The following is a 15,053-nucleotide window of genomic DNA, read 5'->3' as shown; positions in this document are numbered from 1 at the left end:
ACCACACATACGCCGAAACCGAATTTCGGTAAAGTGGAATATTTTCAGCGACGCGGATTGACAGAGGGCGACACAGGCTACGGCCACGAGCGGCCGCTCAGGCCGACATCGCACGCTTGCGTCCGGCCGGGTCGACCAGACGGACGATCTCGCAGATCGCGACGAGGCCGGCGAGCCAGACGGCGCAGGTCAGAGCGATGCGCGTCACGATGGCGGCGGTGAAGGCGCCCTCGCCGCCGAGGAACGGCGTCGCGGCGAGCAGCGCGATCTCGTAAATCCCGTAGGCGGCGATGAGCGTGATCGGCAGCGCCAACGGCGTGCGGCCCTGCGGCAGCAGGCCGAGCACCGCCGAAGCTGCCGCGGTCGCCAGAAGCGCAGCCGCGCCGATGACGAAGCCCCAGGCAATCGTGCTGGCATCAACGGGATAATGCAGCACGCCGAAACCGATGATCTGGTTGACGAGCCAGGCGCCGGTGACGACGAGCAGCGCCGGACGCTGCGGCAGCATCGCCGCGGCAATGACGGCGAAGGCCGCGAACGGCGTGGCGCACGCGAACGCAAAGCTTGCGAGCGCGCATGACGCCGTCAGCAGCGCAAAGCAGAACATCGGCGCAAGGCGCGGCGCGACCGGGTGAAGCCGGGAGCGATCGTCACCAGACGGCAGGATGCCGAGAGCCATGGTTGAATCTCCTTCTCTTCGAATTCTAGTCCGTTTGAGGGCGTGTGACGGCCCTGGCGAAAATCAGAACGTTGCGCCGGCCTTGAGCAGATAGGTGCGGCCGGGCAGCGGATAGGCGCTGAAGCGGCCGTCCGTGAAGGTGCTCGCGATGGCGTAGTCGTAGTAGAGCGCGTTCAGCACATTGTTGACGCTGAGGGACCAGAAGTAGCGCTCAACCTGGCCGCTGAGCTTGAGATCGATCGTGCCGTTGGCGGGGATCGGCTTCTGGGTGCCCGCCTGGTCGTTGTCCATGCGACGCTCGCTCCAGAAGCGCGCGGTGGCATCGAGCACCACGTAATTCTGCCAGATGTTCCAGGTGACACCCGCACTCGCCGTGTAGCGCGAGACCAGCGGCACGTCGTTGCCGGCCCAGATACCTTCGCGGAAGACCGCACTTGTATAGGCCACGCCGGAGCGCAGCAGCAGGGCGTCGTTGACGCGATAGGACAGACTGGTCTCAGAGCCGTAGCGGCGGGTCGGATCAAGATTTGTGTTGTAGAACAGGACCGGATTGAAATGGACCTCGTTGGTGAGATCCATCAGATAGAGACTGCTCTGCAGCTGCAACCCGCCGCCCTTGATGCGAACACCGCCCTCGATGTCCTGCGAGGTCTGGGTCTTGAGCTGGAACGTTTGCGGGATCGCAGCGAAGGTCAAGGGATCGAACGAAGGCCCTGAGGACAGGCGCTCGTCGACATCAGGCGTGCGGAACGCGCGCGCTACGCGGCCGAACAGCGAGACCTGGTCGTTCAGGCGATGCTCGGCGCCGAGATGCAGCGCATATTGGGTCTCGTTGCTCGTCAGCGGCAACGCGCCGATGTCGGCGTTGAACGGAGCTGCCGGGTCGAAATTGTCGCGTGCCGCAAGACTGACGTTCTGCAACCGCGCGCCGTAGGAGATGTCTGTCGTGGGGGCGATTCCCAATGTGTGCTGGAAATAACCCGCAACTGTCTGCTGCCTGAGGTCGTAATTGTGCCAGGGGGCGAGCCCCTGCCCGGCGCCGCGGTTCTGCTCAAAGCTCGCATCGTAATAGTCGATGCCGGTCAGAAGCTGCGACGGCATGCCGAGCAGCAGGCTCTTCACGCTGAGCCGCGGCGTGATCGACCATGTCGTCAGATGGGAACCGACATAGGTCGACGAGAAGAAAGCCGGAACCGGCGTCGGGCTGGAAAAGAACGCACTCTGCTGCTTCTTGTCGCGCACGCCGCCGTCGACGATGAGATCGACGCCGTTGACCAGGGTCTTGGTGAACCCGGCGGTCGCGCCAATACCCTGCTGGTTGGCATAGTTGAACGGCGTGCTGGTCCCCCTTCGGTTGGTCGCGACCTCATTGAGGCCGATCGAGGGATCGACGGTGCGGCCGCCCGGCAGTCGCAACTCCTGATTGTCGCCGGTGACGGTGAGAAAGGCCGTCAGGCCTGGCGTGGTGTAGTTGAGATTGCCGACGCCGTTCTGCTGCGAATAACGATTGTTGTCGCGATAGCCATCGGTCCTGACCGTGTTGCCATAGAACGAGGTCGACCACGGACCGGAATTGAGCGAGGTCGAAACGTTGCCGAGTCTGGTGTTGAACGAGCCGAAGCCGGCCTCGATGCGCGCGGTCACGGGCGGTCCGCCGACGCCGTTCCTGGTGACGATGTTGATCACACCGCCGACCGCGTTGTCGCCGTAGAGCACCGCGCCGGAATTGCCGCGCGTCACCTCGATGCGCTCGATGGAATTGAGCGGGATGGTGGAGAGGTCCACCTGCGCCATGTCGACGTCGTTCAGCCGCCGGCCGTTGACCAGCACCAGCGTGTTGGCAGTGGCAAAGGCGCCGAAGCCACGCAGGTCCACGCTGGTCTTGGCGCCGATCTGGCCGCCATAGAACGTCGTGATCTGGGCCCCCGGCGTTTGCGTCGCAATGATCTCGGCGAGCGTCTGCGATGGCGAATGCGCGATATCGGCTGCCGTGATGACGGTCGTCGCGGCCCCGACGATGCCGCCGCTGCCGGCGGCAGCCTCACCGCCGGAGCCGGATGAGCCGGCGCCATTGCCTGCCGGCGCGACATTCGTCCTCACCCCCGCCTCGCCATCGCCGATCGCCCTGGCGCGCGTTCGGTTCTGATCGTCGGACCTGGTCACCTCGATCGGCGGCAATTGCTCGGCAAGCGCCTGCTGGGCGAAGGCGGAGGACGGATCGAGCGAATGCAGGGAAACGGATGCGAGCAGGCCGGCGGCAAAGCGCCTGGCGGCAGAGACGAGACGGGACACAATGGTAACCTCGGTATGACGTCAGTGGCACGTCACAGCGAACGAGGTTTCACGGCAGAGCGATGGATTGCTCCGGTGAAGCTAATGTCTGTACTCCCCGACCGACATCTTCGCGTGTGACCACGGCTGACGGCAGGTCTCCTGGCTCGCGGGTCGTGACCTTGCGTCGCCTTCCCAGGACCGAGATTCCCAGTGGCATGAGACGAAAGATTCACCGCTTACAGTTGCGGGGGCAGCCGTGGCGTTGAGACAAATCCCTGCGTTGGGACAATCCCGCACCACATTCCCTTTTGATCTCCATGAGGAGAACCGTCGCCGATCATTTACGAGCCGTTCGCCCCGGGAGTCAATCGACCGTTAGGTGCCGGCCGCTCAGGTCCGCCCTCGCACCCGTTGCGCCTGGGCCCAGGCGGCAGCGACGTCGCGCGGCGGAACATCGACGCGCTTGATCGGGGTCAATTCGCCGGAGGCCGAGACGATCGCGGTCTCCTCGCGCCGGCAGCGCGTGCAGACAAAGCGCACCTCGTGTGGAGACGCCGTCCAACTCGACCGCTTCACGTTGGCTGCCATCGGCCAGGCATCGCAATGCGAGCACGACACCAGAAACCGGCCGGGATCGAGCATACCCATTTCCATCGGACTCCGCGTCCTGCCCACTTGCCTCAATGATTGACCCATGTGAATCGTTCCGGTGCCCAGGCACCGCCCATTCCACGGGTTTCATCCCTACAAAGGCAGAAGGCGGTGCGCTCAGCGCGCACCCTTGAGGGTGCAGGAGGTCGTGCAGGTGACCGTGGTGCCGCGATCGCACGATTTGCAGGCATTGACGCACTGGTTCATGTCGCGGGGGTTATGGCTGTAGTTCCGCATCGGGCAGGTCGGCGTCGAGCCGGTGATGTCCTGCTCCTGGTCGCAGGCCGCCGTCATGAGCGCGAATATGATCACGGCAACGAGGCGCATGTGATTGCCCTGTCAAGCATGGCAAATGACACTCGCGAGGTGCGCTGCATTGCAGCGAACCCCGGCCTTTCCACCACGAGCGATCGCTCGCGAGGTCAAGGATGCGCGCCAAACCTTAAGAACGGATTGCAGCCTGCGTCAGGCAGCAGCCTTGGTCGCGATCGCCTGCCGCATGTCCACCGCCAGCTGACGGTATTGCTCCGAGAGTTTCAGATAGAACTCGCGCTTGGTGCTGTCGGTGGCGAGCTTGGCGATCAGCTCGCATTCGGCGGTGAGCGTCTCGAACCGTTCCAGCCTGTCCTGAAGTTCCGTCATCGGCGTGTCCCCGTCAAACGCCTCAAGGACATCCAACCTAAGCCCGGGAAATAGGTCATGGCGAACATCGTTATCGAGTAGAAACGTTTTTTCCGGACAGGGCGAGCTGGCGCAACAAAAACGGCTATTTCTGCTCCAGCCGCCAGGCGCCGTCCCACCCCTCTTCCGGCGGCTTGGCCTCGAGCTGCGCGATGCGGCCGAGCATCGTGCGCGAGGGGCCGTCGCCGGGGACGGCTTCGAGCGCGGCGTTGAAGGCGGCGCGGGCCTCGTCGAAGCGGCGGGCCCGATAGGCGGCGAGCGCTTCGGCATAATGCGTGCGCAGGCTGTCCTGCGCGCCGGTGAGTGCGCCCGCCCGCGCCATCACCTCGAAGATCGGCTGCGGCGCGCTCTGGCCCGCGACCGCCAGACGATCGATCTCGCGCAATTCGAGCCGCGCTCCGATCGCGTCAGCAGTTGCCTGCGAGATCAGGATGCGGGTTCCGTAGACCTTGTTGACGGCCTCCAGCCGCGAGGCCAGGTTCACGGCGTCGCCCATCACGGTGAAGCTCATCATCAGCTCGGAGCCGATGCTGCCGGTCAGGACCTCGCCGGTGGCGATGCCGATCCGCAGGTCACACGGCGCCGGCATGGCGCGGATGCCGAGCAGGTCGGGCAGCTGCTTCTGCAGCGCGGGCACCTGGTCGACCATCTCGGTTGCGGCGATGCCGGCCAGGAGCGCCTGCTCGTCTTCCTCGATGAAGGGCGGGCCCCAATAGGACATGATGGCGTCGCCGATATATTTGTCGATGATGCCGCGATTACCCCTGATCGGTCCGGACATCACCGTGAAATAGTGGTTCATCACCCTGACGAGGCCGCGCGGGGTCATGCCCTCGCTCATCGAGGTGAAGCCGCTCATGTCGCAGAACATGATGGTCATGACCCGGCGCTCGCCGTCGATCGCGACCTCGGGCCGGTCGATCAGCCCCTGCACCACCTTGGGATCGATGTAGCGGCCAAAGGTCTCGCGGATGCGCTCATTGTGCCTGAGCTGCTCGGTCATGCGGTTGAAAGCCGCGGCGAGCTCGCCGATCTCGTCCTGCGTGGAGACGGTGATGGTCTTGTCGAAGCGGCCGGCCTCGACCTCGCGGGTGCCGGCGAGCAGCAGCCGCACCGGGCGCGTGATGCCGCTGGACACCAGGAGCGCAAAGGCAAAGCCGACGATCGCCGCGAGCAACGTCACGATGCCAGAGACGATGATCGCTTGGTGCTGATGGCCGATCACCTGCGACGTGCTGGCGAAGACCTGCTTGAGCATGTCGGCCCGGATCGCATCGATCTTCTGGTTGAACTGGTCGCGCAGCGCGTCGATATGCTCGAGCGTGATGCGCGCTTCCGCCATCTGCTGTGCGTCGATCTGGTTGAGGAGTTTCGCGTGGCTCTCCTTCTGATCGCGGCGCAGCTCGCCGACGGCGGTCTCGATGCGGGTCTCGATCCGTGCCAGCGCGGCGTTGTCGGACGGCGTGCGAGGGTCGTCTATGATCGCGTTGATCAGCTTGCGCGCGCGCTCGGCCTCCTCCTCGATCTTGCGGTCGGCGTCCTCGAACTCGCGAAGGCGCGCCGCATAGGCCTCCTCGTCCGAGGACGCCTGCATCTTCGTCATGATCATCCGCCGCAGCGCCACCGATCGCTCCAGCGAGCGGATGTTGACGCGCGCGAGATCGCCATAGGCCGGGATGTAGCGGTTGGTCAGCTCGTCGAGCAGGACGCCGACCTGGCTCGACATCACCATCGACAGGATCGAGGTGACCAGCATCAGGACGATCAATCCGAGGGCGATACCGACGATCTTGCGCCTGATCGACTGGTTGAAAATCGGCATAGCTAGCAGGGACAAAGGCCAAAGGGACGGAGCAAGGGAACTCCATACACCGGATCTTGCTGCGGGAACACGCGCAATCTGGTTCCTCCTGGCGCCCAGAACCAGGCCAGGCCGTCGCGCGGGCCCGGATCGTTAACAAAGATTAAAGGAACTGCCCCCCAGCGGAAGTTCCCTCGTCACATCCGTATTTTGCCGCATTGTTGCGACAGCGTGAGGAATGCGAAACGATGCCGTGGCATCGTTCTCGATGTCGTTGATTCTCAAGCCGCATGTCGTCGCGGACCTTGGTTTGTAGTGGTTTCGCAGGGGGACCATGGGATGAACCAGTGCCTACGCTCGCTCGCGTGTCTCGTTGCCGTGGCCGCAATGGCCCTCCTCCCCACCGAGCTGGCGGCGAAGAGCAGCCACAAATCGTCCGCGCCGAAAAAGTCGCATGAGGCGAAAGCCGGCAAGCAGCGACATACCGTGGCCAAGTCCCGTCACGGCAAGCATGCCGAGGCCAAGCGCAAGTCGAAGAAGACCGGCGACGAGCCATCAGAGAAACCGGCCGCCCCGCCCCTCACCGGCGACCTCGCCGCGCTGAAGGATGCGATCGACCTCGCGCGCAAGGGCAAGACGGATGACGCGAGCGCGGCGCGCGACCGCATCACTGATCCCGCCGGTCAGAAGCTCGCCGACTGGTTCATGCTGCGCCATTCCGAGAGCACGGCGAATTTCAAGCGTTATGCCGCCTTCCTTGCCGCCAATCCGGGTTGGCCGAGCAGCGCCCTGCTCCGCCGCCGCGCCGAGGCGCGGCTGTGGCAGGAGAAGGCCGACGCGGCCACCGTGCACAAATTCACCATGGACCGCCCGACCAGCGCCAAGGGCAAGTTCGCCCTCGCCCGCGTGCTGCTCGCTGAAGGCGACGTCGACAGGGCTACCCGGCTCGTGCGCGAGGCCTGGCGCACTGACGAATTGTCCGAGCGGAGCGAGGAGGATTCCTACGAAGCGTTCCGCGATCTGCTCAACTCCGAGGATCATCGCGCCCGCATGGACAAGCGGCTCGGCGCCAAGGACTATGCCGGTGCGCGGCGCGCGGCAAAACGGCTCGGCGAGGATGCGCTGGCGATCGTCAAGGCTTGCGCCGCCGTCACCGGCAAGGCCAGCAAGGCCAAGGATGATCTCGAGGACGTACCGACTGAAGCGCGCCGCGATCTCGGCTATGTGCTGTGCCGCGCCCAATGGCACCTCCAGAAGGACCGCATCGACGACGCCGCCGAGGTGATCCTGGCCGCCGCGCCCGACACCATGGCCGCCCAGGACACCGACGCCTGGTGGCGCGAGCGTCGCCTGCTCGCGCGCAAGCTGCTCGACCAGGGCAAGTTCAAGACGGCGTATGACGTGGTGCGCACCGCCGCGGTGCCCGAGAAGGAAGTCTACCGCGTCGATTATCATTTCATGTGCGGCTGGATCGCGCTGCGCTTCCTCGGCGATCCCCAGGCGGCGATGGTGCACTTCGCCGCCATCGACGAAGGCTCGGCCAATCCGATCGCGCTGTCGCGCGCCCATTACTGGCGCGGCCGTGCCGCCGAGGCGATGGGGGCGACGGCCGATGCGCGCATGAGCTACCGGGCGGCCGCGCGCTATCCGACCGCCTATTACGGCCAGCTTGCGCGCGCAAAGCTCGGCCTCGATCGCATCGAGCTGCGACCGCCCTCGCCCGTGCTGGCCGCGCTCGACACCCCGCCCGCAGACGAGCGCGTGCGCGCCGCCGACATGCTCTACGGCATCGGCGAGCGCGACACGGTGTTCTATTACGCCGAGGATTTCGCCAGAGAGAGCACCGACGTGGCGGCCCTCGAGGGCCTCGGCGAACTCGCCGGACAGCGCCGCGATGCGCGCGTGATGCTGGAGGTCGGCAAGTCGGCGCTGGCGCGCGGGCTCGCCCTCGACCATTACGCTTTTCCGACCATCGGCATCCCCGAGCACCAGCAGGTCGCGCCCGCGATCGAGACCAGCGTGATCTATTCGGTGGCGCGCACCGAAAGCTCGTTCGACCAGCGCGACAAGTCGCCGGCCAATGCGGTCGGGCTGATGCAGGTGACGCCTGAAGCCGGCCGCGACACCGCCAAGCGCTTTGGCCTGACTTACGACTGGGACAAGATGGTCTCCGATCCCGTCTACAACACGCAAATGGGCGCGGCCGAGCTCAGCGCGCTGCTGTCGGAATATCGCGGCAACCAGATCATGACCTTTGCCGGCTACAATGCCGGCCGCGGCCGCGTGCGCGAATGGGTGCAGGCGCGCGGCGACCCCAGGGATCCCAAGGTCGATCCGGTCGACTGGGTCGAGCGCATCCCGCTGTCGGAGACGCGCAACTACGTCCAGCGCGTGATGGAGAACGTGCTGGTGTACCGCGCCAGGTTCGAGGGCAGCAGCATGATCGCCGGCAAGTCCGACCAGCGCGTCACGACGCAGGAAGTGAGCGCAGCACCAACGGGATCGGCCGCAGCCCCCTCGCCCTAGCCTCGCCACCGCCGGGGCTGGACGCGGCGCGGGCTGGACGCGGTGACTGCGGCCGACTGTTCTGCGCGGCCGTCATCGAGCTAGCCGTCACCTCCTTCCATGGTCAGAAGGTCGTACTCGCGCAGATATGCCTCGGCCAATGAGCGCGACAGCGCGCCCATCTGAATCATCCAGCCCCAGCTCGAGATCGCCGTCAGCACCGCGAACGCCTCGAACGGGCTGCGGGGCCACAGCATGTCCATGGCCGTCTGCTGACGGTAGCAACCGTAGTCGCAATACCGCTCTTGCTTGGACACATGCCGGACGTAACTCGCACCCAGCGGCCGCGCGCATGCGCCGCAGACGCCGTGGCAAGGATGTTCCTGATTGACGAGCATGAATCTCAATGCCGTGTCCTCTCCTGCCGAATGCGTCCTGCCAGCCTGACGGCTCAAGATGCCGCGCGCGTACGTCCCTCGATCAACGGCGCGGCCTCGTGATGAAGTGCGAAGCACTCGTAGCCGCAGTAGCGCAGCAGCGTCCTGGCGTCCCGCAGATAGCCACCATCGATCTCCTCGCAGCACCAAAGGCACGACGTCTTGCGGAACGGGGTTCTGCCGTTCACCAATATGAATCTCACGTGGCACCTCCCAACGCGAAACAGTAGACCAAGTCGACCAGAGAGGCGGACGGCGGTGGCGCGCAGATATGGTTGCGGCCATCGGGATTGTCCCTGTTGCGCTCGACCTTCTGGGACGGGATCAGGATGTATTTGCCGTCTTCCCGGCGCCGCGCGTAGATCCTGCCGTCGACGTAGCGAATCTCGGTCGGGTAGCAATCGGCATTGTTGCAGCAGCTCAGAACCGGATTGTCCGGCATGTGCCAGCTCGAATAGAACTTCTCGTGCAGCAGTTGATCCTGGGGCGGATGGTGACGATGTGGCCCATTCCCTCCGGCTTCGTCGGCCTCCACGCCCGTCACCAGCGGAAGCGGCAGCGCGATCGCCAACAGGAGCTTGCAGGTACGGTTCAACGCAGCCTCCCGACGAAGAAATTGCCTGAGGTGGCAGGCGCGGCGGCTGGTCCTCAGGCCGCCTGATATCGGAACAACCAGCGGCGGTCGCGCTCGCGGCGCGCCCTGAACCGGTCGAGACATTTCCTCGAGCAGAGCGGCGTCCTCCAGGAATAGTATCGGATCAGGCCAAACTTCGCCGTGCAGACGGCACAGCCTTTGGTCTCGGGACGGCGCTCGGAATGCTCTGGGCTATCGCACATCATCCTCTCCTCTTGACCTCTCAGGGGTCCCGGCTTCCTTGTGCGCAAGCTCGGGTCGCCACGGTCGTCACGGAAAATGCGGCCTCTCAATCGTGACCGCCAACTCATCCGGCAAGTCAGGGGGCGGATGCGGAGCCTGGCTCTTTGGGGGCAACACCCCGAGCCTTTCAGCGAATGTGCTCCGCAATCGTCTCCTCTCGATTGACCGCAAAACTAGGCCGCCTGCACCGCATCGCTCAATTGTACGGAGGTAAATGCGCGCTAGAACTAGGGTTGTGCGAGCTATACGTAGGTTTGTGCCGTAGTTTTGCGGTCCTGGCCCACCCGCGCAACGAGACGGCGCAACGCGCGCAAGCTGCACGGCAACCGGGAGCTTTGCCGGGAATCCGACTTTGGTCGGGGGCAATTGCCCCTGTTCTGGCAAAGTGCTCTACTTGCCGTGACGCTAGCGCGCCGGGACGCTTGCGATGATGCCTGGCCAGATCACGAAAATCGGGACTTCGGCCGCACAATTCCTGCTCGGCGGCCTTGCGGCGCTTCGATCATTCGGCAACGGCGAGAAGGACCGGTCCGCGGTCGCTGACGCCTCGCGGCAGAACACCGATCTGCGTGACGCCATGAAGCAATGGCGCGAGGTGTTCGAGCACAATCCGGTCATGTACTTCATGGTCGATCCGTCCGGAACGGTGCTCAACGTGAATACGTTTGGCGCCGCACAATTGGGCTACTCGACGGCCGAGCTGATCGGCCAATCCGTGCTGAACGTCTTCTTCGAGGAAGACCACGACTTCGTTCGTCAATGCGTCGCTTTGTGCCTGACGACCGTGGACCAGTCGCATACCTGGGAGATTCGCAAGTTCCGGAAGGACGGGTCGGTGCTCTGGGTCCGCGAAAACGCCAAGGCGATGCTGCGCGGCGACGGCACGCCGATCCTGCTGGTCGCCTGCGAGAACATCACCCAGCGCAAGGAAGCCGAGGATGCGCTGCGACAGAGCGAGGCCTACCTCGCCCAGGCCCAGGAATTGAGCCACACCGGCAGCTTCGGCTTGAACCTCGCCACCGGCGAGGCGGTCTGGTCGAGGGAGACCTTCCGCATCTTCCAATGCGACCCTGCGACGAAGCCGACCCTGAACTTCGCCTTTCAGCGCATCCATCCGGAAGATCGCGACATAGTACGCGGCACCCTTGATCGGGCCTACCGGCTGGCGGAGGATTTCGACCACGAATACCGCCTGCTGATGCCCGACGGATCGATCAAATATCTCCATTCCGTGGCGCGCGCCGTGCGGCACCCGTCCGGGCGCATCGAGTTCGTCGGAGCGGTGACCGATGTCACGATTGCGAAGGAAGCGGAACAGAGGCTGCGTCGCAGCGAAGCCTATTTGGCCGAAGCCCAACGCCTCAGCCATACGAGCAGCTGGGCCTGGGACGTTCATCGTCAGGAGTTCGCCTACCGGTCGGCTGAACTGTACCGCCTGTTCGGATTTGAGCTGGACCAGACCGATGTCCCGGCCCGGGCTTTTCAGCAACGTATCCTGCCGGAGGACTTTCGGCGGATTGTCGAGGTGGAACGTGAAGCTGTCAGGCAAAAGCAGCCCTTCCAGATCGACTTCCGGATTGTGCGCCCCGACGGTTCGATCAGACACGTCCACAGCGAGGGACATCCTGTGATCGGCCGCGACGGCGAGGTGATGGAAATCATCGGCACGCACGTGGACGTCACCGAGCAGTTCGCGGCGAAAGATGCCCTGCATCAGGCGTTCGATGAGCTCAAGACATCCGAACAGCGCTTCCGCGACTATGCCGAAACCGCATCGGACTGGTTCTGGGAGACCGGGCCGGACCACCGCATTACCAGGATATCGGAGCACGCCGAAACCTCCAGCGCTGCGCCGAAGGGCCTGATCGGCCTGGCCCGCTGGGACATTCCGCCCGACGCCGAGTTCGAGCCGGAGAAATGGGAGCAGCATCGCGCGGCGCTCGATGCCCACGTTGCGTTCCGCGATCTGATCTACCGCAGCAGGGATGGTAACGGATCTCCAATCTACGTGCGGACCAGCGGCAAGCCGTTCCATGATGCGACAGGCAATTTTCTCGGCTATCGCGGCGTCAGCAGCGACGTCACGGCGGCGATCCGCGTCGAGCAGGCGGAAGAGGCGCTGCGCAAGGCGCAAGGCGAGCTCGCCCACGTCACCCGCGTCACGACGCTCGGGGAACTGACCACCTCGATTGCCCACGAAATCACCCAGCCCATCGCCGCGGTGATCTCCAACGCGGACGCGTGCATCGCTTGGCTTGACCGCGACCCCGCCGACCTGAAGGCCGCGCGCCGTTCCGCAGAGTGGATTGTCGAGGATGCCAATCGGGCAAGCGAGGTGATCCGCCGGATCAGAGCGCTTGCGAAGAAGACCGAGATCGAAATGGCTCCACTCGACATCAACCAGGTCGTCAGGGAGGCAGTGGCGCTGGTTCGGCGCGAGCTGGCGATCCATGCGGTGTCGGTGCGAATGGAGTTGGCGTCCGATCTGCCGAGGATTTGCGGCGACCGGATCCAGCTTCAGCAGGTGCTGATCAACCTGGTGGTGAACGGCATCGAAGCCATGCATGCCAATGTCGACCGCCCGCGCGAGCTGGCGATCCGCTCGAGCCGGACGGACGACGACCGCCTGCTCCTCACCGTGACGGACCGCGGTGTCGGCCTTGGCAAAGACGTCAAGGAACGCATCTTCACCCCCTTCTTCACGACGAAATCGGGCGGTCTGGGAATGGGACTCTCGATCTGCCGATCGATCATCGAGGCTCATGCGGGCCGGCTTTCGGCCATTCAAAATGAAGGGAGCGGAGCAACATTCCAGATCGCCCTGCCCTTGCCACACAAGGACACGTCGTGACTGATCATGCCAAGCAGGCCCAGGCGAGCGCCGGTGATCCGATCGTCCTGATCGTCGATGATGATCCGTCGATGCGCCGTGCGCTCACCAATCTCTTTCAATCGGTCGGCCTCAAGGTCGAAGCCTTCAGCTCGGCGGCGGAGATCATGGAAGCCAAACCGCCGGCGGTCCCCAGTTGCCTCGTGCTCGACATCCGCCTGCCGGGCTTGAGTGGCCTCGACCTCCAGGCGGACCTCGCCAAAGCCAATATTCACACGCCCATTATCTTCATCACCGGTCACGGCGATATTCCCATGACCGTAAGAGCCATGAAAAGCGGTGCCGTCGATTTTCTGACCAAGCCGGTGCGCGACCAGGACATGCTGGATGCCGTGCAGGCGGCGATCGAACGCGATCGCAAGCGACGCGATGCCGAGCAGTCGATCTCGGGGGTGCGATCCCGTTTCGAGGGACTGACGGCGCGCGAACGCGACGTCCTCGCCCTGGTTGCATCCGGCCTGATGAACAAGCAGGTCGCTGCCGAGCTTGGATTGGCCGAAATCACCGTGAAGATCTATCGCGGCCAGATCATGCGGAAAATGGCGGCGAAGTCGTTGGCCGACCTCGTCAGAATGACCGACGCGCTCGGAATCCCGCGCAACAGGGGTCATTTGCAAACCTAAGTATGCTTTCCAATCTCGCTCCGGTGGCCCACCTTCCCTCAAGCGGCTGAATCGCAGCCGGCGGCTCCCCGTGCAGGAGCATTATATTGCCAGTGTCTTCGATCATTTCCGTCATTGATGATGATCCCTCCGTTCGTCTTGCGACGAACAACCTCCTGACGTCGCGCGGGTATACGGTCCACACCTTTGGCTCGGCTCACGAATTTCTCCAATCCGCCCAACTGGAGACGACCGGCTGCGTGATCACGGACGTGCAGATGTCGGTCATGAGCGGCGTCGAGCTGCTGACGCACATGCGCGGCCTCGGGCGCGTCACGCCCTTCATTTTCATGACGGCTTTTCCGGATGAGGCCGTACGCGACCGCGCACTCAGGGCCGGCGCGATCTGCTTTCTCGCCAAGCCGTTTTCAACCCCAGCCCTGATCCAGTGCCTGGAGACCGCATTGTCGGACCCCGGTGACGCCACGATGTGATGCGGCGGCCCCGCGTCCCCACGGCCACGACATGTCTGCGGCCATGCGGCATGCTCAATCCACCTTGATGTTGGCCGCCTTGATCATCGGCCACCATTTGGCGATCTCGGCCTTCTGACGGGTGCCGAGCGCTTCGGGCGTGAGCTGGTCCTTCGGCGTCATCTCCAGCCCCTGGCTTTCGAGCTGCTTCCTCACGGCAGGATCGTTCAGCGCCTCCACGGCCGCAGCATTGAGTTTGGCAACGATCTCCTTTGGCGTGCCCTTCGGCACCCACATGCCCGACCACAGCGTCATGTTGAAGCCTTTGAGCCCTGCCTCCTCCGCGGTCGGAATCTCGGGGGCCGAGGAAAGGCGCTTGCTGTCGGTGATGGCGTAGGCGCGGATGGTGCCGGCGCGGACCTGCGCGATGGAGTTGGAGGTCTGGTCGATGATGACGTCGATCTGGCCGGCGATGAGATCGTTCAACGCGGGTGCCGTGCCGCGATACGGCACGTATTGCAGCTTGATGCCGGAGACGCTCTCGAAATAGACGCCGGCGATGTGGCTGCCGGAGCCGGCGCCGGCGGTGCCCGCTGTCGGCGGCGACGGCCGTGACTTCAGCCATTCGATCAGCTCTTTCAGCGACGTCGCCGGCACCGCGTTCTTGCTGACGACGATCATCGGATTGCTCGGCAGCAGCACCACCGGCTCGAGGTCGGCAACGAGGTCGTATTTGAGCTTGTAGACGGCGCCGTTGGCGACGTGGGTGCCGAGATGGCCGAAGGAGATGGTGTAGCCGTCCGGCGGCGATTGCACGGCGCGGCCGACGCCGATCGACCCGCCCGCACCGGTGACGTTCTCGACCACGAGGGGCTGGCCGAGCGGAGTGCGCATCCGCTCGGCGAGCACGCGCGCCATCGCATCCGACGGGCCGCCGGCTGCGAACGGCACGATGATGGTGATGGGACGGGAGGGATAGTCATCGGCGCGCGCGGCGCCGGTCACAGCGAGAATAGCAAACAGCGCAGCCCAGACGGCCTTCGTCATTGTCTTCTCCCCAGCGATGTCGTTCTTGTTTTTCTTCACCTCGCCCCGCTTGCGGGGAGAGGTCGAATTGCGAAGCAATTCGGGTGAGGGGGGTCTCCGCAGGTTCAGCTGTCACCGCCCCCGCGGAGACTCCCCC

General features: G+C 64.5%; 14 protein-coding genes and 1 riboswitch. Of the genes, 4 read left to right on the top strand and 10 right to left on the bottom strand.

Translation table 11 applies throughout. From position 1 onward, the window contains the following. Positions 1–97: 97 nt before the first annotated feature. The 6 genes from XI04_RS14020 to XI04_RS13995 form a co-directional block, all read right to left on the bottom strand. Positions 98–679, bottom strand: a complete 582-nt coding sequence (locus XI04_RS14020) for a hypothetical protein (RefSeq protein WP_028141614.1) — start codon at positions 677–679, stop codon at positions 98–100. A gap of 63 nt (positions 680–742) precedes the next feature. Next, the gene (locus XI04_RS14015; RefSeq protein ID WP_271610078.1) at positions 743–2,971 is read right to left on the bottom strand and encodes a TonB-dependent receptor; all 2,229 of its coding nucleotides are present in this window, start codon (positions 2,969–2,971) and stop codon (positions 743–745) included. Between the two features lie 114 nt (positions 2,972–3,085). After that, positions 3,086–3,300, bottom strand: a riboswitch (cobalamin riboswitch). A 43-nt stretch (positions 3,301–3,343) separates the two neighbouring features. Further along, on the bottom strand, positions 3,344–3,607 hold the full coding sequence (locus tag XI04_RS14010) for a hypothetical protein (protein WP_240536374.1): 264 nt from the start codon (positions 3,605–3,607) through the stop codon (positions 3,344–3,346). A gap of 114 nt (positions 3,608–3,721) precedes the next feature. Continuing rightward, complete coding sequence (locus tag XI04_RS14005; protein ID WP_271610079.1) at positions 3,722–3,931, bottom strand: hypothetical protein; 210 nt, start codon at positions 3,929–3,931, stop codon at positions 3,722–3,724. 138 nt (positions 3,932–4,069) lie between these two features. Next, positions 4,070–4,246, bottom strand: a complete 177-nt coding sequence (locus XI04_RS14000; protein WP_018320305.1) for a hypothetical protein — start codon at positions 4,244–4,246, stop codon at positions 4,070–4,072. 124 nt (positions 4,247–4,370) lie between these two features. Next, on the bottom strand, positions 4,371–6,107 hold the full coding sequence (locus tag XI04_RS13995) for an adenylate/guanylate cyclase domain-containing protein (RefSeq protein WP_095424100.1): 1,737 nt from the start codon (positions 6,105–6,107) through the stop codon (positions 4,371–4,373). A gap of 318 nt (positions 6,108–6,425) precedes the next feature. Here XI04_RS13995 and XI04_RS13990 point away from each other — a divergent pair, with 318 nt between their 5' ends. After that, positions 6,426–8,612 (top strand): transglycosylase SLT domain-containing protein, encoded by a 2,187-nt coding sequence (locus tag XI04_RS13990; protein WP_212428631.1) that lies wholly within the window; start codon positions 6,426–6,428, stop codon positions 8,610–8,612. Positions 8,613–8,692: 80 nt separating this feature from the next. Here the strand turns inward: XI04_RS13990 and XI04_RS13985 are convergent, their stop codons facing one another. The 3 genes from XI04_RS13985 to XI04_RS13975 are packed head-to-tail and all read right to left on the bottom strand — an operon-like array spanning position 8,693 to position 9,623. Continuing rightward, complete coding sequence (locus XI04_RS13985) at positions 8,693–8,998, bottom strand: hypothetical protein (protein ID WP_244625800.1); 306 nt, start codon at positions 8,996–8,998, stop codon at positions 8,693–8,695. A gap of 44 nt (positions 8,999–9,042) precedes the next feature. Then, positions 9,043–9,231: a hypothetical protein gene (locus XI04_RS13980; RefSeq protein WP_049801976.1), complete on the bottom strand. Its 189-nt coding sequence runs from the start codon at positions 9,229–9,231 to the stop codon at positions 9,043–9,045. Then, positions 9,228–9,623 (bottom strand): hypothetical protein, encoded by a 396-nt coding sequence (locus XI04_RS13975; protein WP_095424098.1) that lies wholly within the window; start codon positions 9,621–9,623, stop codon positions 9,228–9,230. Before XI04_RS13975 ends, XI04_RS13980 begins: the two co-directional genes overlap by 4 nt. Positions 9,624–10,332: 709 nt before the next feature. On the opposite strand from XI04_RS13975, the gene XI04_RS13970 reads away from it, so the two are divergent. From XI04_RS13970 to XI04_RS13960, 3 genes are all read left to right on the top strand, one after another. Beyond that, complete coding sequence (locus XI04_RS13970; RefSeq protein WP_038949824.1) at positions 10,333–12,756, top strand: PAS domain S-box protein; 2,424 nt, start codon at positions 10,333–10,335, stop codon at positions 12,754–12,756. Then, a complete protein-coding gene (locus XI04_RS13965; RefSeq protein ID WP_028141606.1) occupies positions 12,753–13,418 on the top strand; it encodes a response regulator transcription factor in 666 nt (221 codons plus the stop codon). The genes XI04_RS13970 and XI04_RS13965 overlap by 4 nt, the downstream gene beginning before the upstream one ends. A gap of 92 nt (positions 13,419–13,510) precedes the next feature. Further along, a complete protein-coding gene (locus tag XI04_RS13960; RefSeq protein WP_085968097.1) occupies positions 13,511–13,891 on the top strand; it encodes a response regulator transcription factor in 381 nt (126 codons plus the stop codon). A gap of 54 nt (positions 13,892–13,945) precedes the next feature. Here XI04_RS13960 and XI04_RS13955 read toward each other — a convergent pair whose 3' ends face one another. Then, positions 13,946–14,917, bottom strand: a complete 972-nt coding sequence (locus XI04_RS13955) for a tripartite tricarboxylate transporter substrate binding protein BugD (RefSeq protein WP_028141604.1) — start codon at positions 14,915–14,917, stop codon at positions 13,946–13,948. Positions 14,918–15,053: the final 136 nt, after the last annotated feature.

Origin of the sequence: Bradyrhizobium sp. CCBAU 11430 (assembly GCF_028128855.1) — a bacterium.
Taxonomy (GTDB): domain Bacteria; phylum Pseudomonadota; class Alphaproteobacteria; order Rhizobiales; family Xanthobacteraceae; genus Bradyrhizobium; species Bradyrhizobium ottawaense.
The sequence above is the reverse complement of the archived record's forward strand: the minus strand, read 5'-3'. Positions and strand labels throughout refer to the sequence as shown.